Origin of the sequence: Streptomyces sp. NBC_01176, from assembly GCF_045039825.1 — a bacterium.
In the GTDB taxonomy this organism is placed as follows: Bacteria; Actinomycetota; Actinomycetes; order Streptomycetales; family Streptomycetaceae; genus Streptomyces.
In genome coordinates this window covers 5,758,784-5,783,429 of the sequence record NZ_CP108600.1, presented here as the reverse complement: position 1 = coordinate 5,783,429, position 24,646 = coordinate 5,758,784, and the positions used below count along the sequence as shown (strand labels likewise).

Annotated in this window: 23 protein-coding genes; 14 read left to right on the top strand and 9 right to left on the bottom strand. The window is 73.0% G+C overall.

The window, feature by feature from the left end; all coding sequences use genetic code 11:
- Positions 1–202: 202 nt before the first annotated feature.
- Complete coding sequence (locus OG199_RS24990) at positions 203–1,765, top strand: RICIN domain-containing protein (protein ID WP_405831340.1); 1,563 nt, start codon at positions 203–205, stop codon at positions 1,763–1,765.
- Positions 1,766–1,807: 42 nt separating this feature from the next.
- On the opposite strand, the gene hutI is transcribed toward OG199_RS24990, so the two are convergent.
- The 4 genes from hutI to hutU form a co-directional block, all read right to left on the bottom strand.
- Positions 1,808–2,974: an imidazolonepropionase gene (gene hutI / locus OG199_RS24985; RefSeq protein ID WP_356799867.1), complete on the bottom strand. Its 1,167-nt coding sequence runs from the start codon at positions 2,972–2,974 to the stop codon at positions 1,808–1,810.
- A gap of 35 nt (positions 2,975–3,009) precedes the next feature.
- Positions 3,010–4,368, bottom strand: a complete 1,359-nt coding sequence (locus tag OG199_RS24980) for a formimidoylglutamate deiminase (protein WP_401800795.1) — start codon at positions 4,366–4,368, stop codon at positions 3,010–3,012.
- On the bottom strand, positions 4,365–5,567 hold the full coding sequence (locus tag OG199_RS24975) for an allantoate amidohydrolase (RefSeq protein WP_405834660.1): 1,203 nt from the start codon (positions 5,565–5,567) through the stop codon (positions 4,365–4,367). The genes OG199_RS24980 and OG199_RS24975 overlap by 4 nt, the downstream gene beginning before the upstream one ends.
- 83 nt (positions 5,568–5,650) lie before the next feature.
- The gene (gene hutU, locus OG199_RS24970) at positions 5,651–7,315 is read right to left on the bottom strand and encodes a urocanate hydratase (protein ID WP_266699588.1); all 1,665 of its coding nucleotides are present in this window, start codon (positions 7,313–7,315) and stop codon (positions 5,651–5,653) included.
- Positions 7,316–7,521: 206 nt separating this feature from the next.
- Between hutU and OG199_RS24965 the strand changes: the two genes are divergently transcribed.
- From OG199_RS24965 to OG199_RS24945, 5 genes are all read left to right on the top strand, one after another.
- On the top strand, positions 7,522–8,943 hold the full coding sequence (locus tag OG199_RS24965) for a diaminopimelate decarboxylase (protein WP_405831337.1): 1,422 nt from the start codon (positions 7,522–7,524) through the stop codon (positions 8,941–8,943).
- 296 nt (positions 8,944–9,239) lie between these two features.
- Positions 9,240–9,638 (top strand): hypothetical protein, encoded by a 399-nt coding sequence (locus OG199_RS24960; protein ID WP_153290196.1) that lies wholly within the window; start codon positions 9,240–9,242, stop codon positions 9,636–9,638.
- The gene (locus tag OG199_RS24955; RefSeq protein WP_356799873.1) at positions 9,635–10,450 is read left to right on the top strand and encodes a transcriptional regulator; all 816 of its coding nucleotides are present in this window, start codon (positions 9,635–9,637) and stop codon (positions 10,448–10,450) included. The genes OG199_RS24960 and OG199_RS24955 overlap by 4 nt, the downstream gene beginning before the upstream one ends.
- 64 nt (positions 10,451–10,514) lie before the next feature.
- Entirely contained in the window at positions 10,515–11,027 is a 513-nt protein-coding gene (locus OG199_RS24950; RefSeq protein ID WP_405831336.1) for a roadblock/LC7 domain-containing protein, read from the top strand.
- A 16-nt stretch (positions 11,028–11,043) separates the two neighbouring features.
- A complete protein-coding gene (locus tag OG199_RS24945) occupies positions 11,044–11,418 on the top strand; it encodes a hypothetical protein (protein WP_168528468.1) in 375 nt (124 codons plus the stop codon).
- Between the two features lie 19 nt (positions 11,419–11,437).
- Here OG199_RS24945 and OG199_RS24940 read toward each other — a convergent pair whose 3' ends face one another.
- The 3 genes from OG199_RS24940 to OG199_RS24930 all read right to left on the bottom strand — a co-directional run bounded on the left by OG199_RS24940 (position 11,438) and on the right by OG199_RS24930 (position 14,495).
- A complete protein-coding gene (locus tag OG199_RS24940; protein ID WP_405831334.1) occupies positions 11,438–12,007 on the bottom strand; it encodes a hypothetical protein in 570 nt (189 codons plus the stop codon).
- 110 nt (positions 12,008–12,117) lie between these two features.
- Positions 12,118–12,978: a MurR/RpiR family transcriptional regulator gene (locus OG199_RS24935; RefSeq protein WP_356799879.1), complete on the bottom strand. Its 861-nt coding sequence runs from the start codon at positions 12,976–12,978 to the stop codon at positions 12,118–12,120.
- On the bottom strand, positions 12,975–14,495 hold the full coding sequence (locus OG199_RS24930) for an aromatic amino acid ammonia-lyase (RefSeq protein ID WP_356799881.1): 1,521 nt from the start codon (positions 14,493–14,495) through the stop codon (positions 12,975–12,977). The genes OG199_RS24935 and OG199_RS24930 overlap by 4 nt, the downstream gene beginning before the upstream one ends.
- Before the next feature lie 142 nt (positions 14,496–14,637).
- Here OG199_RS24930 and OG199_RS24925 point away from each other — a divergent pair, with 142 nt between their 5' ends.
- From OG199_RS24925 to OG199_RS24910, 4 genes are read left to right on the top strand one after another with little or no spacing between them, the layout of a single operon-like run.
- Positions 14,638–15,678 carry an ABC transporter ATP-binding protein gene (locus tag OG199_RS24925; RefSeq protein WP_356799883.1) on the top strand — a complete coding sequence of 347 codons (1,041 nt, stop codon included), beginning with the start codon at positions 14,638–14,640 and terminating at the stop codon, positions 15,676–15,678.
- Entirely contained in the window at positions 15,675–16,316 is a 642-nt protein-coding gene (locus OG199_RS24920; RefSeq protein WP_356799885.1) for an ABC transporter permease, read from the top strand. The genes OG199_RS24925 and OG199_RS24920 overlap by 4 nt, the downstream gene beginning before the upstream one ends.
- A 1-nt stretch (position 16,317) precedes the next feature.
- Positions 16,318–16,992, top strand: a complete 675-nt coding sequence (locus OG199_RS24915) for an ABC transporter permease (protein WP_405831333.1) — start codon at positions 16,318–16,320, stop codon at positions 16,990–16,992.
- Between the two features lie 14 nt (positions 16,993–17,006).
- Positions 17,007–17,939 carry an ABC transporter substrate-binding protein gene (locus tag OG199_RS24910; RefSeq protein WP_405831332.1) on the top strand — a complete coding sequence of 311 codons (933 nt, stop codon included), beginning with the start codon at positions 17,007–17,009 and terminating at the stop codon, positions 17,937–17,939.
- Positions 17,940–18,177: 238 nt separating this feature from the next.
- On the opposite strand, the gene OG199_RS24905 is transcribed toward OG199_RS24910, so the two are convergent.
- Positions 18,178–19,182 carry a LacI family DNA-binding transcriptional regulator gene (locus tag OG199_RS24905; protein WP_168528475.1) on the bottom strand — a complete coding sequence of 335 codons (1,005 nt, stop codon included), beginning with the start codon at positions 19,180–19,182 and terminating at the stop codon, positions 18,178–18,180.
- A 175-nt stretch (positions 19,183–19,357) separates the two neighbouring features.
- Here OG199_RS24905 and OG199_RS24900 point away from each other — a divergent pair, with 175 nt between their 5' ends.
- From OG199_RS24900 to OG199_RS24890, 3 genes are all read left to right on the top strand, one after another.
- The gene (locus OG199_RS24900) at positions 19,358–20,251 is read left to right on the top strand and encodes an amidohydrolase (RefSeq protein WP_405831330.1); all 894 of its coding nucleotides are present in this window, start codon (positions 19,358–19,360) and stop codon (positions 20,249–20,251) included.
- Complete coding sequence (locus tag OG199_RS24895; RefSeq protein WP_405831329.1) at positions 20,248–20,748, top strand: cysteine dioxygenase; 501 nt, start codon at positions 20,248–20,250, stop codon at positions 20,746–20,748. Before OG199_RS24900 ends, OG199_RS24895 begins: the two co-directional genes overlap by 4 nt.
- Before the next feature lie 169 nt (positions 20,749–20,917).
- The gene (locus OG199_RS24890) at positions 20,918–21,349 is read left to right on the top strand and encodes a hypothetical protein (RefSeq protein WP_266699601.1); all 432 of its coding nucleotides are present in this window, start codon (positions 20,918–20,920) and stop codon (positions 21,347–21,349) included.
- A gap of 588 nt (positions 21,350–21,937) precedes the next feature.
- Here OG199_RS24890 and OG199_RS24885 read toward each other — a convergent pair.
- On the bottom strand, positions 21,938–23,332 hold the full coding sequence (locus OG199_RS24885; protein ID WP_401800778.1) for a cystathionine beta-synthase: 1,395 nt from the start codon (positions 23,330–23,332) through the stop codon (positions 21,938–21,940).
- Between the two features lie 142 nt (positions 23,333–23,474).
- Between OG199_RS24885 and OG199_RS24880 the strand changes: the two genes are divergently transcribed.
- Positions 23,475–24,494 carry an SGNH/GDSL hydrolase family protein gene (locus OG199_RS24880; RefSeq protein WP_356809730.1) on the top strand — a complete coding sequence of 340 codons (1,020 nt, stop codon included), beginning with the start codon at positions 23,475–23,477 and terminating at the stop codon, positions 24,492–24,494.
- Positions 24,495–24,646: the final 152 nt, after the last annotated feature.

Below are 24,646 nucleotides of genomic sequence, written 5' to 3'. Positions count from 1 at the left end.
CCGGCCCTGACGGTGCCGGACCGCTTCTTTCCGCTTCATCCGGTTCATTCCGCACAGTTCCTTTTCCCGGGCGGAAGTTACCCCGGGAAACCTCCTCCCCACTCTTTCCCCGGAGGGTCACCCCTGTCACTGTGGGCACCCCAAACCGGCCGGTAGGTCAGTACGGGGCGAGCGACCGCACGGGGGACGAGGAGGCGGAGGGATGGCTCAGGGCGATCCGGCCGGCAAGGACGACGGGACCGGGGCCGGCGACGGCGGTGCCCACGCGCGGACGCCCGACGCGCGCCTGACCGAACTGCTGCGCGCCGCCACCCCGACCGCGTACCCGGCCCTGCAGGAACTCCGCGGCCGCCACCGCGCGTCGGTCCTCGCCTACGCCCGCCTCTGCACCACCAGCGAGTCCGTGGCACGCCAGCTCGCGGCGCAGGCCTTCACCCTCGCGGCCCAGGAGACGGCCCGCGGCAGCGACCCCGGCGTCCCATGGCGGCACCAGCTCCTCCTGCTGACCTCGCGGGTCGCCGCGTCCTGGGCCGCCGACGAGCGGGCCGCCGGACTCGACGCCGGGCTGCTCCTGGTCCTGAACACGACGGGCCCCGAGGGCCCCGCCCCACGGATGCTCCCGGCGTTCCAGTCCCTCCCGTCCCGCGCCCAGGGCCTGATCTGGTACGGGCTGGTGGAGCGGGAGCCCGAGGAGCGGACGGCGGTGCTGCTCGGCCTCACCCGTGAGGATGTGACGTACGGCACGGAGCAGGCGCTCCAGGCGTTGGGCCAGGCCGGGGTCAAGGCCCGGCTGGCGGCGTCCGACGACCCCTCCTGCGGGGACTTCCGGCGGCTCATCGAGGAGTCGCTGCGGCCCGACAACCCTCGCTTCAGTCCCGACCTCGACGCCCACATGGCGCACTGCGCGCACTGCACGACGGCGTACGAAGAGCTGTCCGCCCTGCGCGACCACCCGCGCACCGCCCTGGCCGAGGGCCTGCTGCCCTGGGCCGGCACGGCCTACACCCTGACCGGCGCCCACGAGCCGGCGCCCGACGTCCGGGCACTGTCCGGACCGCCCTGGCCGCCGTCCCGCCGCCTGGTGCTGGCGTCGGCGGCCCTCGGGGTCGCCCTGGCGCCGCTGCTGCTCTTCCTGCTGCCGTCCGGTGGCCCACCGGCCCAGAACGCGGCGGGCGCGGCCGGCACCCCCGTGAGCCCGCCGTCGGTGACGGTCACGGCGACGGTCTCGGCGACGCCGTCCCCGTCCCCGTCCGGCGCGTCGGCCTCGGCGAGCGGCGCCTCCGCCCCGCCGACCGCGTCGTCGTCCCCTTCGAGGTCCCCGCGCCCGAAGCCGTCCCCCACGCCCGCCCCGGCCGCTCCGCCGGGAGGCGCGTACGCCCAGGTGGTGAACGCCGCCTCGGGCCTGTGCCTGGACATCCGGGACGGCGACCTGGAGAAGGGCACGGACGTCGTCACGGCCTCCTGCGACTCCTCGCCCACCCAGCGCTGGCGCGTCGACGCCTCCCGCGGCGTCCTCCAGTCGTACGCCGACTCCGGCTTCTGCCTGGACAGCCGCGGCTCCGTCGACAACGGCGTCGGCATCTGGGAGTGCTCCTCGGCCGAGGGCCGGCACGCCCAGAACCTTCGGTTCACCGTGGACGACGACGGTGTGATCCGCCCGGCCGTCGCCCTCGAGACCGCGCTCACCCCGGACGGCGGCGACGGCCTGGCGCTGCTCCCGCTGAACGGGAGCGGGGAGCAGCGGTGGCGGGCGGGGGCGTCCTGACCGGGCCCCGCTCCGGGACGCCCGGACCGGGGCCCGGGACGGTCAGACCTCGCGTACGCCGCGCCGCCAGACGCCGGTGACCAGCGGTACGCCGGGCCGGTAGGCGAGGTGCACGTGGCTGGGCGCGTCCAGGAGGGTCAGATCCGCGCGGGCGCCGACGGTGAGGCGGCCGATGTCCTCGCGCCGCAGGGCCGCGGCGCCGCCCGCCGTGGCCGACCACACCGCCTCGTCCGGGGTCATCCCCATGTCCCGCACCGCGAGCGCGATGCAGAACGGGACGGAGGAGGTGAAGGAGGAGCCCGGGTTGCAGTCGGTGGAGAGGGCGACGGTGACGCCCGCGTCCAGCAGGCGGCGGGCGTCCGGCCACTCGGCGCGGGTGGAGAATTCGGCGCCGGGCAGCAGGGTCGCCACCGTGTTCCCGCTCGCGAGTGCCGCCACGTCGGCGTCGGTGAGGTGCGTGCAGTGGTCGGCGCTCGCCGCGTCGAGTTCGACGGCGAGCTGGACGCCGGGGCCGTAGGTGAGCTGGTTGGCGTGGACGCGCGGGTGCAGGCCCCGCGCCTTTCCCGCGGTGAGGATCGCGCGGGCCTGGTCGCCGTCGAAGGCGCCCTTCTCGCAGAAGACGTCGATCCAACGGGCGTACGGGGCGCAGGCGTCGAGCATCTCGCCGGTCACCAGGGCCACGTACGCGGCCGGGTCGTCGGCGTGATCGGGGGAGACGATGTGCGCGCCGAGGTAGGTGACCTCGTCGGTGTGGCGGGCGGCGATCCGCAGGGCGCGCGCCTCGTCCTCGACGGTGAGTCCGTAGCCCGACTTCGTCTCGAAGGTCGTGGTGCCCTGGCGCAGCGCCTCGCCGAGGTAGTGCGTGAGGTTGCGCTCCAGGTCCTCGTCGCTCGCGGCACGGGTCGCGGCGACGGTGGTGCGGATGCCGCCGGCCGTGTAACCGCGGCCGGACATCCGGGCGTTGAACTCCTCGGTGCGGTCGCCCGCGAAGAGGAGGTGCGAGTGGGAGTCCACGAAGCCGGGGATGACGGCCCGGCCCCCGGCGTCGACCCGGTTGTCGGTGGCGGGTGCTTGCCTCGAGTCACCGGTCCACGCGACGCGGTCGCCGTCGATGACGACGGCCGCGTCCCGGATCAGACCGAGGGGTCCGTCGCCGAGGGAGGGATCGTTGGTGACCAGCGTGGCGATGTTGGTGATGACGGTGCTCATGGCGTCCTTGTCGGTGGTGAGCCTGTGGACGGGTTTCAGGCGCGCAGGGCTTCGACGGCGTCCGCGAGGGCCTTCGGCACATCCGGTACGAGGGTGTGCGCGCCGTCGCGTACGACGGGCCGGCCCGCCACGACCGTGTGGCGCACGTCGGCGGCCGTCGCGGCGAACACGGCCGACTCCGCGCCGAGCCGCGGCAGCGTGCCCGCGGTTCTGACCGAGTCGAGCGCGATGGTCGTGAAGTCGGCGCGCGCGCCGGGTTCGAGGATGCCCGCGTCGTCCCAGCCCAGGGCCGCGTGACCGTCCGCGGAGGCGGCGCGCAGCAGGGCGGCGGCCGTCCAGTGGCCGCGGGTGCGGGTGCGCAGGCGTTCGTTCAGCTCCATCGCGCGGGCCTCTTCGAGGAGGTCGATGACGGCGTGGCTGTCGGATCCGAGGGAGAGGGGTGAGCCCGCGCGCTGCAGGGCCGCGGCGGGGCCGATGCCGTCGGCGAGGTCGCGTTCGGTGGTGGGGCACATGCAGGTGCCGGTCGAGGAGCCGCCGAGCAGCGCGATGTCCTCGTCGGTGAGGTGTGTGTTGTGGACGCCCGTGGTGCGCGGGCCGAGCACACCGTGGTCGGCGAGCAGCCGGGTGGGTGTGCATCCGTGGTGCTGGAGGCAGGCGTCGTTCTCCGCGGTCTGCTCGGACAGGTGGACGTGGAGCGGGGCCCGCCGCTCCTCGGCCCAGCGCGCCACCGTCGCCAGCTGTCCGGCGGGCACGGCCCGTACGGAGTGGACGGCCGCGCCGATCCGCGCGTGGTCCCGGTCCTTGAGGAGGGATGAGCGTTCCGCCCAGGCGTCCGCGTTGCCGTCGGAGAAGCGCAGCTGGTGGCGGTTGGGCGGCTGGCCGAAGCCCGAGGAGACGTACGCCGTGTCGAGCAGCGTGATCCTGATCCCGGCCTCCCGCGCGGCCTCGATCAGTGCCTCGCCCATCGCGTTCGGGTCGGCGTAGCGGGTGCCGCCCGGGGCGTGGTGCAGGTAGTGGAACTCGCCGACGGCCGTGACGCCCGCGAGCGCCATCTCGGCGTACACCGCGCGGGCGAGTGCGTGGTAGGTCTCCGGGGTCAGCCGGTCCGCGACGGAGTACATGGTCTCGCGCCAGGTCCAGAAGGTGCCGGACCCCACCTGGACGGTGCCGCGCAGGGCTCGGTGGAAGGCGTGCGAGTGGGCGTCGGCGAGCCCGGGGAGGGTGAGTCCGCGCAGGATCTCGGCGCCCGGGGGCGGTGTGCGGACGCCCGTGCGGAGGGCGGTGATGCGTCCGTCCGCGCCGGCGGCGGAGCCGGTGGTCGACACGGTCAGGGCGACGCCCGGCTCGACGTGGGTGTCGAGCCAGGCGTGTTCCAGCCAGTACGTCTGCGTCACCTGCAGGCCAGCCCTTCGAGTACGTCGGCGAGTGCGGTCACCCCGGCCACGCAGTCGTCCTCGGCGGCGTACTCGGCCGGGGAGTGCGAGACACCCGTGGGGTTGCGTACGAACAGCATGGCGGTCGGGACGGTCCCGGAGAGGATTCCGGCGTCGTGTCCGGCGCCCGTTCCCAGTACGGGGACGGTGAGGTCGGCCGCGGTGGTGAGGATGCGGGCGAGCTCGTCGCGCAGGGCGTGCTCGAACTCGACGACGGGGGTGAACGACTCGCGCACCACGTCGAGTTCGACGCCCTGGGCCTGCGCGTACTCGCGGGCCGCCTTCTCGATGCCGGTGACGACGGTGTCGAGGGTCGGCTGGTCGGCGGCGCGGGAGTCGAGCCAGCCGCGCACCAGTGACGGGATGGCGTTCACGCCGTTCGGCTCGACGGAGATCTTGCCGAAGGTGGCGACGGCGCCCGTGAGCCGGGCCTCGCGCCGGGCGGCGAGCACGGTCTCGGCGTACGGGAGCATCGGGTCGCGGCGGTCCACGAGCCGGGTGGTGCCCGCGTGGTTGGCCTCGCCCCGGAAGTCGAAGCGCCAGCGGCCGTGCGGCCAGATGGCACTGGCGATGCCGACCTGGTCGTCGGACAGGTCGAGGGCCCGGCCCTGCTCGACGTGGAGTTCGACGAAGGCGCCGATACGGGAGAGGCGTTCCGGGTCCGGTCCGATGGTGTCGGGGTCGTACCCGGCCCGCTCCATCGCCTGCGGCAGCGTGACGCCGTCGGCGTCCGTGAGCCGGTGTGCCTGCTCGACGGTGAGCTGCCCGGCGGCCAGCCGGGAGCCGACGCAGGCGAGTCCGAACCGGGCGCCCTCCTCGTCCCCGAAGTTGACGACGGCGAGGGGCCTGGTGAACCGGACCTGCCTGCCGCGCAGTACGTCGAGGGCGGCGAAGGACGACACGACGCCGAGCGGGCCGTCGAAGGCGCCGCCGTCGGGCACGGAGTCCAGATGGGATCCGGTGACCACGGCGTCGCCCTCGGCGGGGTCGCCGAGCCAGGCCCACTGGTTCCCGTTGCGGTCCAGTTCGTAGCGCAGCCCGCGGGACTCGGCCTGCGACCGGAACCACGCCCGGCAGTCGGCGTCGGCCCCGGTCCAGGCGAACCGGCGGTATCCGCCGCTGTCCGCGTGGCGCCCGATTGGCCGAAGGTCCCGCCACATGGCGTGGAAGGAGGCCGGCGCGGAGCCGCCCGGGGCGGCCGGGGCGGCCGGGGGCACGGTCCCCGGCCCGCCGTCGTGCTGGGTCACGCGGAGTCGCCTTCCCGCATCGGGACGCGCACGCCGCGCTCGGCGGCGACGGACTCGGCGATGTCGTAGCCGGCGTCGACGTGGCGGATGACGCCCATACCGGGGTCGTTGGTCAGGACGCGGCGGATCTTCTCGCCGGCCAGCGCGGTGCCGTCGGCGACGGTGACCTGGCCGGCGTGGATGGAGCGGCCCATGCCGACGCCGCCGCCGTGGTGGATGGAGACCCAGGAGGCGCCCGAGGCCACGTTCACCATGGCGTTGAGCAGCGGCCAGTCGGCGATCGCGTCGGAGCCGTCGAGCATGGCCTCGGTCTCGCGGTACGGGGAGGCGACGGAACCGCAGTCGAGGTGGTCGCGGCCGATGGCCAGGGGCGCGGCGAGCTCACCGGAGGCCACCATGTCGTTGAAGCGCTCGCCCGCCTTGTCGCGCTCGCCGTAGCCGAGCCAGCAGATGCGGGCGGGCAGGCCCTGGAAGTGGACGCGCTCACCGGCCAGCTTGATCCAGCGGTGCAGGGACTCGTTCTCCGGGAAGAGGTCGAGGATCGCCTTGTCCGTCTTGTGGATGTCGGAGGCCTCGCCGGACAGGGCGGCCCAGCGGAAGGGGCCCTTGCCCTCGGAGAAGAGCGGGCGGATGTAGGCGGGGACGAAGCCGGGGAAGGCGAACGCCCGCTCGTATCCCGCGAGTTGTGCCTCGCCGCGGATCGAGTTGCCGTAGTCGAAGACCTCGGCGCCGGCGTCCATGAAGCCGACCATGGCCTCGACGTGGCGGGCCATCGACTCGCGGGCGCGGGTGGTGAAGCCCGCCGGGTCCTTGGCCGCGTACGAGGCCATGTCGTCGAAGTCCACACCGACGGGGAGGTAGGCGAGCGGGTCGTGGGCCGAGGTCTGGTCGGTCACGATGTCGACGGGGGCGCCCTCGGCGAGCATCCGGGGCAGCAGCTCGGCGGCGTTGCCCAGGAGGCCGATGGAGAGCGGCCTGCGCTGGTCGCGGGCCTCGACGGCGAGCTGGAGGGCGTGCTCCAGGGAGTCGGCCTTCACGTCCAGGTAGCGGTGCTCGATGCGGCGCTCGATGGCGCGCGGGTCGACGTCGATACAGATGGCGACGCCGTCGTTCATCGTCACGGCGAGCGGCTGGGCGCCGCCCATGCCGCCGAGGCCGGCGGTCAGGGTGATGGTGCCGGCGAGCGTGCCGTTGAACTTCTTCGCGGCGACCGCGGCGAAGGTCTCGTAGGTGCCCTGGAGGATGCCCTGCGTGCCGATGTAGATCCAGGAGCCGGCCGTCATCTGGCCGTACATGGTCAGGCCCAGGGCCTCCAGGCGCCGGAACTCCTCCCAGTTGGCCCAGTCGCCGACCAGGTTGGAGTTGGCGATGAGGACGCGCGGGGCCCACTCGTGGGTCTGCATGACACCGACGGGACGGCCGGACTGGACGAGCATCGTCTCGTCCTGCTTCAGGGTCCGCAGGGTGCGCACCATGGCGTCGAAGGAACGCCAGTCGCGGGCGGCCTTGCCGGTGCCGCCGTAGACGACGAGCTTGTCGGGGTGCTCGGCGACCTCGGGGTCGAGGTTGTTCTGCAGCATCCGCAGCGCGGCTTCCTGCTGCCATCCCAGGGCACTCAGTTCCGTACCGCGCGGCGCTCGGACGGGGCGGGGTCCTGACATGGTCTGCCTCCTGTGCGGAACTGTTCCGGCTGACGCTGCAGCGAACTGTTGCAGCAGATATTCACATCCTGGCTTCTTGAATAGAGCTAGTCAATAGCTGTGTAGGCCAGCGCGGGCGCGCCGCGGGTGTTTGGCTGGGATGTATGGGCTCAGACAGGGACAGGTCGCGGGAACCGATGAGCGACGGGACGGGTGGGCACAGGGTGATGCCCGTGACGGCCCCGGGCGATGGCAGGCCGCCCGCGGGGGACGGTGGGCACGGTTCGGACTCCGATCGGGTGGCGCGGCGCGACGAAGCGGTCCGGGCCGCCGTGGAACAGGGGCTGCTGGGGCCCGAGTCCCCCATCATCGCGCTGCTCGACGTTCCCGGCATCAGGGCCTCGGCGGCGGAGCTGCGGGCGGCCTTCGACGTGGTGACCGCGCCCGGCACGCCCGTCCTGCACGCCTTCGCGGTGAAGGCGACGCCCCTCGTGGCCGTCCTGCGGCTGCTGCACGAGCACGGCATCGGCTCCGAGGTGGCGAGCCCGGGCGAGCTGGCCCTCGCCCGGGCGGCCGGGATACCGCCGTCCAGGACCGTGCTCGACTCCCCGGCCAAGACGCTCGCCGAGCTGCGCGAGGCGCTGGCGCTGGGCATCGCCGTCAACGCGGACAACCCGCAGGAGTTGGCGCGCCTCGACGCCCTGGTGGGGACCACGACTCCCGCCTCACCTCTCGGAATCCGGGTGAACCCGCAGGTCGGCGGGGGTTCCATCGAGGCACTCTCGACCGCGACGGCCACCTCGAAGTTCGGCGTCGCCCTGCGCGACGAGGGTGCCCGAGAGTGGATCGTCCGGGCGTACGCCGACCGCCCCTGGCTGACCCGGCTGCACGCGCACACCGGGTCGCAGGGCATCCCGCTCTCGCTGATGGCCCGGGGGATCGCCGAGACGTACGCGCTCGCCGAGGAGATCAACCGGCACGTCGGACGGCGGCAGATCGACACGCTCGACATCGGCGGCGGACTGCCGGTCAACTTCGGCTCCGACGCCACGGCCCCGACCTACGCGCAGTACGCGCGCCTGCTCGCCGAGGCCGTGCCGGGGCTCTTCGACGGGCGCTACGGACTGGTCACCGAGTTCGGGCGGTCCCTGCTGGCCAAACACGGAACCGTGGTCGCGCGGGTCGAGTACGCGAAGTCCGCAGGCGGCCGCCCCGTCGCGGTCACGCACGCCGGGGTGCAGATCGCGGCCCGTACGGTGTACGCGCCCGCGTCCTGGCCGCTGCGCATCGCCGCCTACGACGCGAAGGGGCGGCCCAAGCCGGGACCCGACGTGGTGCAGGACGTCGCGGGCCCGGCCTGTTTCGCGGGCGACCTGCTCGCCGAGGGACTCGCGCTGCCGCTGCTCGAACAGGGCGACTACGCGGCGGCGCTGGACACGGGCGCGTACTACTTCGCGCACCACTACGCGTACAACTCCCTGGCCCGCCCCGGCATCCACGGTTACGCACCGGCCGGCGGCGGCGACCGGGACACGGGCGGGCGCGGGAACCCGGGGGTGCGTTTCGCGGTCGTACGGGAGCCGCAGACCGTCGCCGAGATCGTCGCCGAGTCGGGCGGTGCCCACCCCTCCGCGCTCTCGGACCTCTAGGACGTGTGCCGCCATTGACCCGGGAAACCCGGCGGCGGCCCGGGTCGGCATCGAAGACCGGACCGGACCGGGCGGTGCGGCGCGCGGAGGCCGGCCGCGCGCCGCGGCGGGCTCACGAACGCCCCCGGCGGGCCTTCGGACGGAGGCCCAACCCGGCGGAAAATGTGGTCAGTCGACCCACCTTAGTCAACGCCGGGCATGTACCACAGGAAAATGCCAATTCCCTCACCCGTCACGCACACGTTGCGTAACTTCGTCGTCACTCGGCCGAACCCTTTGGCGGGAGGGGATGAACGGTGCCCGGAATCGACGAGTGCCTACTGGAAGCCATGCGACTGCCCGGTGCCCGGGGCGCCGCGGTGGTCGACTGGACCAGCGGGCTGGCCCTCGGCACGGTCGGGGACGCGCCGGGCGGTGACCACGAGACGACCGCGGCCGAGGCCGCCGAACTCGCCCGGCTCGCCGCCGAGCACAAGGCGTTCGCCCCGGCCGACGGTTCCGACTGGTCCGAGCAGGAGACACCGGTCGAGGACCTGATCATCAGCAACCGCGACAGCTACCACCTGCTGCGGTTCGTCAGGACCACCTTCGACAGCAGCGTCTTCCTGCACCTGTGGCTGGACCGCGCGGACGGCAATCTCGCCCTGGCCAGGATCAGGCTCGGCGAGATGGCCGGACGGCTGGTGCTGGGATGACCACGGTCAGAACACCGCCTCCGCTCGAACTTCCGGTGCGCGACAAGGGGGCGGGCCCCGTCAACGCCGTCTCGCCGATGCTCAGCCGGCTCGCCGCCGAGCGCGCCACCGGCGTCCTGGTGCGCGAGCGCGGTGTGCTCTACCTCTGCGACGGAGACGTCGTGCACGCCGAGAGCCCCGCCACCCCGTCGCTCGACGTGCTGCTCACCGCACGCGGGGTGGTGGCAGCCGAGGCCTGGCGGGAGGCGGTCGCGGAGGCCGGCGCGCGCCGCCGGGTCGGCCGGTTCCTGGTGGAACGCGGCCGGATCGCCGAGGGCGCGCTCGAACTGTGCCACCTCGGGGCGCTGTACGACGCGGCGTACTTCGTGCTGGGGCCGAGCAGCACCCCGGCCCGGTTCCGGTACGGGGCCGCGCACTGGCTCGGTCCGGTACGCCCCGTACCGGTGGCCGCGCTGGAGCGCGAGACGGTGCGCCGCCGTCAGTTGCTGCACCGCGTCTGGCCCGACTCCGCGACGGACACCGCTCCGCTGGCGCGCTCCCGGCGCTCCTGCGAACCGTCGGTCCCGCTCCGGCAGTGGTCCGTGCTCGGCCGGGTGGACGGCCTGCGTACGGCCTCGGACATCTCGCTCGCCCTGGGGCGGCCGGCCTTCCACACCCTGGTCGACGTCCGCCGGCTGGCCGCCGCCGGAGTCGTGACGGCGGCGACCCCGCCGGAGCGGCCTCCGGTGCCCACTGTGCTCACCCAGTCCTCCTCCGCCGACCCCGACGTCGCCCTGCTGCGCCGACTGCGAGACGCGCTGGAGGCGCTGTGACCCCGCAACGACGGGAGGCCCTGTGATCCGCGCGCTGCGACAGCGTGCCGAGAGGAGACTGCTGATGGCGGCGGAACCCGAAGTCCTCGACGAACTGCACCGGTTGAGGGCACGCGTGCCCCAGCTGACCGGAGCTCTGGCGGCCAGCGTCGACGGTCTCGTGCTCGCCCACGACACGCCCGGCGTGGAACCCGAGGGCGTGGCCGCGCTCACCGCGGCCGCACTGGGGGTCGCCGTGCGGATGGCGGACGCCACCGGGCAGGGCGACTTCCGCGAGCTGCTGGTGCGTGGCGTCGACGGCTATGTGGCGACGTACGCGGCGGGCACCTCCGCCGTACTGACGCTGCTGGCCGAGGACCGGGTCAACGTCGGCCGGCTGCATCTGGAGGGGCGGCGCTCCGGCACCCGGATCGGCGAGCTCGTGGAGGCCGCGACGGCGCGCGGCGAACCGGTCACCCCGGCGAGGGCTCCCACGCGGGCCACCAGCCCGCTCCCCACGCGCGCCCGCCCGGCGCGCGGCGCATCCCGTACACCGACCACTCCTACACCCAACACCCCACGCACATCGGAAAGCTGAGAAGGAGAACCACACCATGACCAACACCGAAACCGCACTGAAAGAGGCGCTGGCGTCCATCGAGGGCGCGACCGGAGCGGCTCTCGTCGACTACACCAGCGGCATGGCGCTGGGCACGATCGGCGGCAGCAAGGGCTTCGACCTCACCGTCGCGGCGGCCGGCAACACCGACGTCGTCCGCGCCAAGCTGCGCACCATGGAGCACCTCGGGCTGAAGGGCGAGATCGAGGACATCCTGATCACGCTGTCCGACCAGTACCACCTGATCCGGCTGATGAAGGGGCGCGGCGGCAACGGGCTGTTCCTGTACCTGGTGCTCGACGCCAAGCGCTCCAACCTGGCGATGGCGAGGCACCAGCTGAAGAGGATCGAGGCGGACCTCGAGGTGTAACGGCCGGGCCGGTGTCCGGTCAGCGACGCCGCGCTCCTCCGGGCGCGGCGTCGCCGGCCGCCACCCCGGTGGCCCGGCAGGCCTTGACCGCCTTGCCGGCGGGGGCACCGGACCCCCGGCCGAGCCAGTCGACCCGTACCCAGATCAGCGCCTCCGCGGCGCGTTCGCGGCGCCCGAGCCAGCCGGCCTTCAGCCACAGACCGACGCCCGCGCCGGCCAGCAGCATGCCGCCAGCGGCGGGCAGGGCGAAGGAGCTTCCCAGCGCGGCCACGAAGGCGAGCAGCAGCCACCAGCGGTGGCCGCGGCGCCAGTTGCGCATCGTCACGGCCCGGTCCTGGAGGATGTCGTGCTTGCTCGCCCGGGCCGCGGCACGGACCAGTGCGGCATACCGCTTCCTGCGGCTGTACGCCGTCACGGCGGCGGCCAGGACGAACAGTGCGGCCCCGGCCAGAACGCCGATGCGCCGCCCGGTCAGGCCCGGCACCAGCACTCCGATTCCGGCCGCGAACACTCCGCACCACCACAACGGTGCGGCCCCGGCCCGCACGACGACGGCCACCCGAGCCAGTCCCTGCCCTCCGTGTGCCACCTTCCGCCTCCCTTTCGTCGCCGTCAGCGTCCTCGGGCGGGCACGCTAACGAGCGAAGGTGAGACGAGTCTGAGAAGCGCGGCGGCTCCACCGAACCGTGACCACGGAACCTATTCCACGAACAGTCCCCGGGCCGAGGCCCGGGTGTCGAACTCCTCCAGCCGCGCCTGCGCGTCCGGCAGGTCGTCGCACATCGCCTCCAGCAGGACCCGCCCGAGGAGCATGGGGGCGCAGGCCGTGTCGAAGGCGAGGCCGGTGCCGACCGCGGCCGGCAGCAGCAGGTCCGACACCTTCGCCACCGGCGCGAAGGCGGAGTCCGCGACCGTGACGACCGTCAGTCCCGCCTCCTTCGCATAGCCGAGGGCGTCCACGACCTCGCGCGGGTGGCGGGGCAGCGCGAAGCAGAGCAGGGCACTCGCTCCGGCGCGTACGGCAGCGTCGACACGGTCGTGCAGCATGGTGCCGCCCTCGTGCAGCAGCCGGACGTCGGGGTGGACCTTGGCGGCGAAGTACGCGAAGCCGTACGCCTGGGAGGCCGCGGCCCGCAGCCCGAGCACCGGGAGCGGGCGGGAGGCGGCCAGCAGTCGTCCCGCGCGCTGCACCGGGCGCGGGTCGGCGAGCACCGCCGCGAGATGCTTCAGGTTCTCGATCTCCGCCTCGACGGCCTGCTGGTACTCGTTGTACGAGCCCGGGGCCGCCGCCTGTTCGGCGGGGGCGACCTCGCGCAGGTGCCGGCGCAGCGCCGGGTAGCCGTCGAAGCCGAGCGCGACCGCGAAGCGGGTCACGGACGGCTGGCTGACGCCGGCGAGTTCGGCGAGTTCGACGCTCGACAGGAACGGCACGTCGGCCGCGCGCCGCACCATGCTGTGCGCGATGCGCCGCTGGGTCGGTGTCAGCCGGTGCCCCTCGAAGAGCGCCTGAAGGCGCCCGGCCGGGCTGTCCGTCACGTTCATGTCCCTGTCCACGCTCATGATCCGCTCCCCCTCCAGATGTCCGTGAACCGGTCGAGCAGCGCGGCCGCCGCCGTCACGTCGTCGGTGAGCGGCCGGTCGGCCTGGTCGAGGCCGAGTACCGACTCGGCCAGTTCCAGCGCCCGTCCGACCGGCAGCTCCGGGTCGGGCCGCAGGTCGCGCTGGCGCAGCGCCCTTACGGCGGCGACCAGTTCACAGCCGACGACGAGACGGTAGGCACCGCACGCCCGCAGTGTCTGCCGTGCGGCGAGCGAGGCGAAACTCGCCTGTTCCTCGACGCCCCGGGAGAGTACAGCGTGGCCGAGCGAGGCGGGCGCGGAGAAGGCACGCAGGTCACCGAGGGCGGCCCCGGCGGCGTATTCCAGGATCATCACACCCGAGGACGCGGGCTCGTGGTCGGCGAGGAAGGGGCGCAGCCGGGTGTAGGCGGGTTCGTTGAGGGTGGAGAGCCGCGAGGTGGACAGCCGGGCCACCTGGGTGACCGCCAGCCTGAAGTGGTCCAGGGCGAGGGCGAGTTGGGCCTGGTAGAAGCCGCCGTGGTGGTAGGCGGCCATGTCCTCGGGGGAGATCAGGGGGTTCTCGGCCGCGGCGTTGATCTCGACGGAGAGGACCTCGTCGAGCGCGTCCGCGGCGTCGTGCGCGGGCCCGTGGATCTGCGGAACGCAACGGAAGCCGTACGGGTCCTGGATCCGCCCGAGCGGCGGGGTGGGCCGGTCCGCGGCGCCGATCAGCTCCCGCATCCGCCGGGCCACTTCGCCGGACCCCCGGTGCGGCCGTGCGGCGTGCACGGGGGCGGCGTACGCCTCGTGCGAGCCGTCCACGGCCAGCAGCGACAGCGCGGCGACGACCTGGGTGGCCGCGATCAGCCCGCGCAGCTCGTGCAGGGCGAGGGCGGACTGTCCGAGGGTGAGCGCGTTGCTGCTGATCAGCGCGAGCGCGTCGTTGTTGTCGAGGGGCTGGGGCTCCGGAGCGCCCGTTCCCCGCCACCGGTGCTCCCCCACCAGCGCCAGTCCGAGCTGTGCCAGCGCCGCGATGTCCCCGGTGCCGACCGATCCGAACTCGTTCACCACGGGGTACGCCCCGGCCTCCAGCGCCTCGCACAGGGCGGTGACGACGGTGGGCCGCAGGCCCGCTCCGCCCGCCAGCAGCTGGTTGGCGCGGACGGCGAGCATGGCCCGTACCTGCCGGGCGGGGAGCTCCTCGCCGATCGCCCCGGCGTGACTGCGCAGCAGCCGCAGACCGTGCTCGGCGGCGGCCTCGGTCGGCACGTCCTCGTTCCGGTTGGCGCCGACGCCGGTGGAGCGACCGTAGACCCGGCCGGTCGCGGCGATCTGCCGGGCGGCGTCCCAGGACAGCTCGACGCGCTTCATCGCCTCGGTGCCGGGGACCGGGCGCGCGGTGCCGTCGGCGAGCCGGACGATGTCCGCGACACCGGTGCCGCACCCGTCCAGGACCACGAGTCCGGCCGTGGCCGGTGCGTCCACCGCGCCGAACGTGTCCGCATTTCGAGACGACATAGAGCCCGAACTCCCCTCGATCCCGACATTGAATCTTGCCTGGCGGCCATAAGTAACCAGCGATTAACGCCGGACCGTTGACAACCTATTCAGGTACAGAGAACTCTGCATGACGATATGCAGACCGGGCAAGGGACACCTCATGATCCAGTTCGACACGGTCCACAAGCGCTTCCCCAACGGCACGACCGCAGTCCACGACCTCTCTCTGGAAATGCCGGAAGGCGGCGTGACCGTCCTCGTCGGATCCTCCGGTTGCGGTAAGACCACCACCCTGAGGATGATCAACCGGATGGTCGATCCGACCTCCGGCACCATCCGCGTCGGCGGCAAGGACGTCCTGGAGCGGGACGCCGCCGAACTGCGCCGCTCCATCGGCTACGTCATCCAGCAGTCCGGCCTCTTCCCGCACCGCACGGTGCTCGACAACATCGCCACCGTGCCGCTGCTGCTGGGCTGGGGCCGCAGGAAGGCCCGCGCCCGGGCGGCCGAACTGCTGGAGACGGTCGGCCTGGCCGCCGACGCGGGCAAGCGCTACCCGCACCAGCTCTCCGGCGGCCAGCAGCAGCGCGTCGGCGTGGCCCGCGCGCTCGCCGCCGATCCGCCCGTCCTGCTCATGGACGAACCCTTCGGCGCGGTCGACCCGGTGGTGCGCACCCAGCTCCAGGACGAACTGCTGCGGCTTCAGAAAGAGTTGAGCAAGACCATCGTCTTCGTCACGCACGACGTCGACGAGGCGGTCCGGCTCGGCGACCAGATCGCGATCTTCCGGACCGGCGGCCACCTGGTGCAGTGCGCGAGCCCCGCCGAACTGCTCGCCCGCCCGGCGGACGACTTCGTCGCCGACTTCCTCGGCGCCGAGCGCGGCCTGAAGCTCCTCTCGCTGGAGAACCTCACCGACGTGCCGCAGGGCCCGGCCCCCGAAGGCGGCCCCTGGACCCTCGTCCTCGACGAGGACCGCCGGCCGCGGAACTGGCGCTCGACGTCCGGGGAGGCGACCTTCCCCGTACGGCCGCTGCGCGACGGCGATTCCCTGCTCGCCGCCCTGAACGAGTCGATCGCCTCGCCGACCGGCCTGGTGGCGCGTGTCGACGCACAGGGCGCGCTGACCGGCGTCACGTCCCGGGACGACATCCACGAGCACGCCGCCAGGGCCCACGGCACCACGGGCGTCGCCATATGACCATCGACTGGTCCTGGCTGGGCGACCACACCGACGACCTGACCAGCCTCACCCTCTCGCATCTGCAGGCCGCGCTCTCCGCGGTCCTCCTCGGCCTGCTGATCTCCCTCCCGCTGGCCGTCGTGGCCCACCGGGTGCGCGCCCTGCGCGGGCTGCTCCTCGGCCTCTCGAACGTCCTCTTCACGATCCCCTCGATCGCGATCTTCGTCCTCCTGCTCCCGGTGAGCGGCCTGACCCGCACCACCACGGTCATCGGTCTGACGGTCTACTCACTCGTCGTCCTGCTGCGGAACACCGTCGAAGGCCTCGACTCGGTCCCGGCGAAGACCAAGGAGGCCGCGAAGGCCATGGGCACCCGCCCGCTGCGCACCCTCCTCACCGTCGAGCTCCCGCTCGCCCTCCCGGTGATCATGGCGGGGGTCCGCATCGCGACGGTGATGTCGATCTCCCTGGTCTCCGTCGCCACGTACATCGGCGACGGCGGACTCGGCCAGCTCTTCACGGACGGATTCCAGCGCAACTTCCCGACGCCGGTGATCGTCGGCGTGGTGCTGACCCTGCTGCTGGCCCTGGTCGCGGACGCGCTGCTGGTCGCGATCCAGTACGTACTCACCCCCTGGACGAGGCGGCGAGCCTGACATGTACGAACTCTTCGAGAACCTCGCCAAGTGGCTGGTCAGCGGCGATCAGTGGGCCGGCACCGACGGCATCGCGCACCGGATCGCCGAGCACCTGGAGTACTCGCTGTTCGCCACGCTCATCGCGGCCGCGATCGCGCTCCCGCTGGGCCTGCTGATCGGTCACACCGGCAAGGGCGCGTTCCTCGCCATCAACCTTTCCTCCTTCGGCCGCGCGCTGCCCACCGTGGGCCTGGTCGTCCTGGTCTTCCTGATCAGCGGCCTCTCACTGTGGTCGGTGTACGTGGCCCTCGTCGTCCTCGCGGTACCGGCCATCGTCACCAACACCTACGCGGGCATGACCGCCGTCGACCCGGAGGTCAAGGACGCGGCCCGCGGCCAGGGCATGCGCGGCCACCAGGTCCTCTTCCAGGTGGAGATCCCGCTGGCCCTCCCCCTGATCATGACGGGCCTGCGGCTCTCCCTCATCCAGGTGGTGTCCACCGCCACCATCGCCGCGTACGTCAGCTTCGGCGGACTGGGCCGGTACGTCTTCGACGGCCTGGCGCAGCGCGACCTCGTCCAGGTCCTCGGCGGCGCGGTCCTGGTCGCGGTCGTCGCCGTCGTGCTCGACCTCGCGCTGGCCGGACTCCAGCGCTACCTCTTCCGTCATCTCCGTACCGCCGCCGCCCACTGAGGAGCCGAAGAACCATGAACCGTAGGACTCTGCTCGGGGGCCTGTTCGCCGCGGCCTCCGTCCCCGCCCTGGCCGCCTGCGGCAGCGGCATCACCTCGCTCGACAACTCGGGCGGCGACAGCGGCGGCGGCTCCGGATCCAGTGCCGGCGGCCTGACCATCGGCACCGCCAACTTCACCGAGAACCAGATCCTCGGCTATCTGTACGCGGGTGTCCTGGCGGCCGCGGGCATCAGGACGCAGGTCCGCCCCAACCTGGGCTCGCGCGAGATCGTCGTGCCCGCGCTGGAGGGCGGCGACATCGACCTGCTCCCCGAGTACCAGGGCAGCCTTCTCCTCTACCTGGACGCGAAGGCCACGGACACCGAGGCCGGCGCCATGCAGAACACGCTGACGACCGTGCTGCCCGCCGGTCTGGAAGTCCTGCCGTACGCGGCCGCCGAGGACCGCGACAGCTTCGCGGTCACCCGGGAGACCGCGGACAAGTACGGCCTGAGGAGCCTCGCCGACCTGCGCAAGGCCAACGGCCGGCTGGTTCTGGGCGCCGCGGCCGAGATGAAGAAGCGGGTCGTGGGCGCGGTGGGCCTCAAGGAGCGCTACGGCGTGGAGTTCAAGGAGTTCAAGTCCCTCGACTCCTCCGGGCCGCTGGTCAAGGGCGCCCTGAAGAAGGGCGACGTCGACGTCGCCAACGTCTTCACCACGGACGTGGACGTCATCGAGAACGGCTGGGTCGTCCTCACCGACCCGCTGAACCTGATCCCCTCCCAGCACATCGTCCCGCTCATCGCCTCCCGCAAGGCCGACGCCAAGGTCCGCAAGGCCCTGGCGTCCCTCGGCAACGTGCTCTCGTCCGAGGAACTGACCAGGCTCAACCGGCTCGTGGACAAGGAGAAGAAGGACCCCGACGAGGTCGCGGACGCGTGGCTGAAGACGAAGAAACTCTCCTGACCCGCCCCTTTCGCCTGAACGGCCTCGTCCTCAATCGCCGGACGGGCTGGAGATGCGAGCCCGCGCCGAAAGGGTGCTGGAAGACCGACGCCCGGGGTCACGCATTTCAGCCCGTCCGGCGTTTGAGGACGAGCTCGGGCGAGCGGGGGTCCAGGGGGCGCAGCGCCCCTGGCGGGGTCCCGGGCGGAGCCCCGGGGACGGGTCGGGAAGGGGCGGCGGGGGCGAGAACCTCGTGGAACTACACCCGTACGGCCGACCCGCGTTCACTCATCCGAGGTGCGCACAGGATCCTCTTCCTCCGCACCCGCTTCCCCTCGATCGCCGCAACGGTCAACCGCGCAGCCTCCGCGGCGATCTCGGACAACCCCCAGTCCACCGTGGTCAACGGCGGAGCCAGCACCCGCGAGACGGGATGGTCGTCGAACCCGACCACGGACACGTCCCGGCCCACCACGAGCGACGCCTCGGCCGCCGCCGCGTACACCCCGTACGCGAGCGAGTCGGAGAAGCAGAACACGGCGGTCGCGGGCCGGGGCCCGTCCAGCAGCCGGCGCGCCACCACCGTCGCCTCACCCAACTCCTGCGGACACGGCACCAGTTCGGCCCGCAACCCGAGCCGCTCGGCCGCCTCGCGCACATACACGTCGGCGGGCCGGTCCGGCGTGCTCGGCCGGGTCGGGGTCAGCACCGTCACCCGCCGGTGGCCGAGACCGTGCAGATACTCCAGCACGGCGTCGATTCCGGCCCGGTTGTCGAAGATGACCTGCCCCGCCGTACGGGCCGCGCTGAGCGAGTCCCCGACGGCCACCACCGGCAGCGCGTCGGCGATCGCCGCCCACCCCTCGGCCGAGGGGTTCACCGGCGACACCAGCAGCGCGTCCACCCGCTGGTCGCGCAGCTGCTTGGCGAGCACCAGCTCACGGTCGGGATCGCCACCTGCGTCCAGGATCAGCGCGTAACGGTCACCGGCCAGCAGCTCCCGCCCGATGGCCGCCATCAGCTGCTGCTGCCACAGGTCCTGGAGGTCCCCCGCGAGGACGCCGACCATGCTGGTACGGCCGCTGGCCAGCGCGCGGGCGATGGGGTCCGCCTCGTAACCGAGCTCGGCGGCGGCCTTGCGCACCCGCTCCTCGGTCTCCTTCGAGACGTGCTTGCCCCGCAGGGCGTAGGAGACGGCGGCGGTGGAGAGACCCGTGGCCTCGGCCACCTCCCGGAGGGTGGTGCGCTTATTGGGCCTGGCCATGCCGGGAAGCCTACCGGGAGGCGTCCGCGCTACGGGCGCAGCCTTGACACGACACGTTGTTAACCGCTTAAGTTAAGCGCATAAGTGAAGCGGTTAACCTGTCCCGACCCCACCCCTTCCGGCCCTTCCCGGCCCCCTCCCACCCTCCCCGAGGACTCCTCCCAAGGACCGCCGCGTGCCCACCGACGTCCACCAGCACCTATGGCCGCCCGCGTTCATCGAGCTGCTGCGCGCCCGCACCGCGCCACCGCGCCTCGACGGCTGGACCCTGCATCTGACGGGCGAGCCGCCGTACGAGGTCGACCCGGCCGACCACGACCCCGCCGCCCGCACCGCGCTCGCCCGTACCGACGGCCTCGACCTTGCCCTGGTCTCACTGTCCAGCCCCCTCGGCATCGAGTTCCTGCCGCCCGCGGACGCCGCACCCCTGCTCGCCGCCTTCCACGACGGCGCGCTCGCCCTCCCCGCACCCTTCGGCGTCTGGGCATCCCCCTGTCTGTCCGCACCGGATCCCGAGGCGGTCGAACGGGAGCTCCGCCGCGGCTGCGCGGGCCTCCAACTCCCCGCCACCGCCCTGCTGGACGCGGCCGGCTGGGAGCGCCACGCACCGCTCCTCGACGTCCTGACCCACGAGGACAAGCCGCTGTTCGTGCACCCGGGCGCGGCGCCACCGGCCCCGCACGCCCCGCCCTGGTGGCCGGCGCTGGTGCCCTACGTCCACCAGATGCACGCGTCCTGGTTCGCCTTCCGCGCCTTCGGCCGCGCCCGCCACCCTCGGCTGCGCGTCTGCTTCGCCGCCCACGCGGGCCTGGCCCCGCTGCACGGCGAGCGGCTCGCGGCCCGCGGCGGAGGGCGTGGCGAGATCGACTTCGACGTCTTCTACGAGACCTCCTCCTACGGGACGCGCGCGGTGGACGCGCTCGTCCGGGCCGTCGGCATCGACGTCGTCGTCAGCGGCAGCGACCGCCCCTACGCGAGCCCCGTCGTCCCCGACCTCGGCGCGGACGCCGCCGTCCACGCCCTGCGCACCGCCAACCCCGACCGACTGCTGAAGGGAGCCACCCCATGACGTACCAGGCACTGCCGGACCGCACGCTCGACAAGCGCGAACTCCACGCCCTCGTCGACGATCTCGCCGCCCGCCCCGAACACTGGCGGGAACAGGTCGCGTTCTCCGACGAGGAGCGGCACTACGCCTCGCTGTACCGCGACGAGTACGTCGACGTCTGGCTGCTGTGCTGGACCCGGCAGAACGACACCGGCTGGCACGACCACGACATCTCCTCCGGCGCCGTCGCCGTCGTCCAGGGCGCGCTGAACGAGTCCAACCCGCGCATAGGCGGCAGCCATCTGTCCGTCACCGTCGGCGCGGGCGAGTCCTTCTGCTTCGGCCCCGAGCACATCCACCGCCTCACCGGCGCCACCGACGACACGGTCTCGCTGCACGCGTACTCGCCGCCGCTGTGGCGGCTGGGCCAGTACGACATCACCGAGGACGGCCTGATGCGCCGGATCTCCGTCTCCTACGCGGACGAGCTGCGCCCGCTGGACCTTCCCGCCGCGTGAACCGGGTCTGATCGGCCTTCTGCCCTGAACCCCTCCGTCCTGGCGGCCGCCGAGCCGCCCGGAGTTGCTCCGGCTCGCCCGGGGGCCTTCCGTACGGGGGTGCGGCCCCTCCCCAAGAGGGGGGCTATCCCCAGTGCCACGGAGGCGCGCACTGCCTACCGTGAACACCATGACCGGTAGGGAAGCGGGCGGCGACGCCGAACTGAAGAAGGAACTCGACGCCACTCTGCACGCACGCAGGGAGTTGGGCGACGAGTACGAATCCGCGCTCGTCGACTCCTTCCTGGAGAAGGTCGAGCAGCGACTGGACGGGGCGGTCGACCGAAGGGTGCGGCGACAGCTCGCCGAGCAGCAGATGGTGGTGGCCCGGGGCGCGCGCTCACCCCAGGGGACCGATTCATGGGGCGAGCGCTTCGGCTTCGGCATCGTCTCGCTGGTCCTCGCGGTCCCGCTGTCCGCGATCGGCGGCGGGGTCGCGCACCTGCCCGGACTGCTCGTCGCCTGGATCGGCATCGTGGGGGTGAACGCGGTGCAGGCCGCGCGGGTCTCCCCTGGCCTCTTCGGCCGCCGCCACCGGGAGAAGTCGGACTGGGAAGACTGACCCGAGGCGGGACAACGGTCACGGGGGGCACGGGGGCACCGGGGGGAACGGCGCGAACGGGAAACAACAGAAGGGCCCGGCACCCTCGGGGTGCCGGGCCCTTCCGACGTGTTGCGCGGGGACCGCCGCACCCCCGTTGCCGGGGGGCGGGACGACGGCGGTCCCCGCGAGGGACGCGGGCCGGGTCAGGGCCAGGCTTGCGCGTCCTTGGCGTCCATGGAGGTCCGGGAGCCGCTCCGGAGGTCCTAGGCGCCGTTTTGGTGCCGGCCGGGGCGGGGAGCCGCTCCCGCCCTGCCGACACCCACCAATGTGCCGGACGCGTGTTAAGCGGGTGCTGCGCGGACGTGACACGCTCGTACCACTTCCGCGAAGTTCCGCACCGACAGACCGGAAGATCCGTGCCAGGAGGGGAACTTCCGGAGATTTCCCCCCGCCACCTGCGGAAATCCCGCTGACCGGGGCCTTCTCGCCTCCCGCCGGCAGCTCCCGCCGGCTCGGGTCCGCGCCCCTCTCCGCGCCCAGGCCCGCACCGCGCCGCGGCCGGTTCGCTCCGCGCCGCGGCCCACTCCACCCGGTGCCCGGCCGTCCTTACTGCCGGGCGCCGCCCTTGGCGAGGAAGGACAGCAGGTCCTGGCGGCTGACGACGCCGGTGGGCTTGCCCTCGACCAGCACGATGGCGGCGTCGGCGGTGCCGAGCACGGACATCAGGTCGCCGACCGGCTCCCCGGAGCCGACCTGCGGCAGAGGTGCCGACATGTGCTTCTCCAGCGGGTCCTGCAGCGAGGCCCGCTGGGTGAACAGCGCGTCGAGCAGCTCGCGTTCGACCACGGATCCGACGACCTCGGCGGCCATCACGTCCGGGTGACCGGCGCCGGGCTTGACGATCGGCATCTGCGAGACGCCGTACTCACGCAGCACCTCGATGGCCTCGCCGACCGTCTCGTCCGGGTGCATGTGGACGAGCGAGGGGATGGAGCCGCCCGCCTTGTCGCTCAGGACGTCGCAGACCCGCGCGCTCGGGCCCGTGTCCTCCAGGAACCCGTAGTCCGCCATCCACTCGTCGTTGAAGATCTTGCTGAGGTAGCCGCGCCCGCTGTCTGGCAGCAGGACGACCACGACGTCGTCGGGTCCGAGCCGCTCGGCCACGCGCAGCGCCGCCACCACGGCCATGCCGCAGGACCCGCCCACGAGCAGCCCCTCCTCCTTCGCGAGCCGCCGCGTCATCTGGAAGGAGTCCTTGTCGGACACGGCGACGATCTCGTCCGCGACCGTCCGGTCGTACGCCGTCGGCCAGAAGTCCTCACCGACGCCCTCGACGAGGTACGGCCGCCCGGACCCGCCGGAGTACACGGACCCCTCGGGGTCGGCGCCGACGACCTGCACCTTGCCGTCGCTCGCGTCCTTCAGGTACCGCCCGGTGCCGGAGATCGTCCCGCCGGTCCCCACGCCCGTGACGAAATGGGTGATCCGCCCCTCCGTCTGCTCCCACAGCTCAGGGCCGGTGGAGTGATAGTGCGAGAGGGGGTTGTGCGGGTTGGAGTACTGGTCCGGCTTCCAGGCGCCGGGCGTCTCACGGACGAGCCGGTCGGACACGTTGTAGTACGAATCCGGGTGCTCCGGGTCGACGGCCGTCGGGCAGACGACGACCTCGGCGCCGTACGCCCGCAGCACGTTGATCTTGTCGGTGGAGACCTTGTCCGGGCAGACGAAGATGCACTTGTAGCCCTTCTGCTGGGCCACGATCGCGAGTCCGACCCCGGTGTTTCCGCTGGTCGGCTCGACGATCGTGCCGCCGGGCTTGAGGGCGCCGCTCTCCTCCGCGGCCTCGATCATGCGCAGGGCGATGCGGTCCTTCACGGACCCGCCCGGGTTGAAGTACTCAACCTTCGCCAGGACGGTCGCCTGGATGCCTGCGGTCACGTTGTTGAGTCTCACCAGCGGGGTGTTGCCGACGAGACTGATCATCGAGTCGTGGAATTGCACCGTTGTCTCCGGAGCTGCGTTCTAAAGGGATGGTCCCGTCAGCCTAAGGCCCGCCGTGGGCGTTCACGTGTCGTTGAGATTGGCCGACCCGTTCCACGGGGCAAGCAGTGGTTGTACGGCTACGAGGAGGTGGCGGCGACGCATGACGAGCTTGTCGAGGGCGAGGGTGGCACGGCGGATCGCGGCGGGTGCTGCGTACGGCGGCGGCGGGATCGGTCTGGTGGGCGCCGCCGCGATCGGTGTCGTGCTGGCCGAGGTGCAGCTGGCGAAGCGCCATGTGGGCAACGGACACGGCCAGGCGCCCCGCGCGAACGGTCTGTACGGGTACGCGTACGCGGCCCAGGACGGGCCGCCGCTGCGGCTCGCGATGCTCGGTGACTCCACCGCGGCGGGGCAGGGGGTGCACCGCCCCCGCCAGACACCCGGCGCGCTGCTGGCCTCCGGGCTCGCCGCGGTCGCCGAACGTCCCGTCGAGCTCTGCAACGTCGCGCTGCCGGGCGCCCAGTCCGACGACCTCGACCGGCAGGTCGCGCTCGCCCTCGCGGACACCGCTCGGGTGCCCGACATCTGCGTGATCATGATCGGCGCGAACGACGTCACCCACCGGATGCCGCCGACGCGATCGGTCCGTCACCTGTCCGCTGCGGTGCGCCGGCTGCGCACCGCCGGTGCCGAGGTCGTGGTCGGCACCTGTCCCGACCTGGGCACGGTCGAGCAGGTCCAGCAGCCGCTGCGGTGGCTGGCACGGCGGGCCTCCCGGCAGCTCGCCGCCGCGCAGACCATCGGGACGGTCGAGCAGGGCGGGCGGACGGTGTCGCTGGGTGACCTGCTGGGCCCCGAGTTCGAGGCGAACCCGCGCGAGCTCTTCGGCCCCGACAACTACCACCCCTCCGCCGAGGGGTACGCGACGGCGGCGATGGCGGTGCTGCCCACGGTGTGCGCGGCGCTCGGCCTGTGGCCGGCCGAGGAGGAGCGGCCGGACGTCTCCCGCCGCGAGGGGTTCCTGCCGGTGGCACGGGCGGCCGCGGAGGCGGCGTCCGAGGCCGGTACGGAGGTCACGGCGGCCATGCCGACGGGGCCGCGGGGGCCGTGGGCCCTCCTCAAGCGGCGCCGGCGCCGGCGTGTCCCTGCCACGGACCCGGCGCCCACGCCGACCCCCTGAACCGGGGCTCCGCCCCGATCCCGGTGGGTTCTTCGGGTGCGGGTCGGAACCGGGGCTCCGCCCCGATCCCGCTGGGTTCTTCGGGTGCGGGTCGGTGGGGGCTGATCGCGCAGTTCCCCGCGCCCCCAAAGGCATGACCCGCACCCGGCACC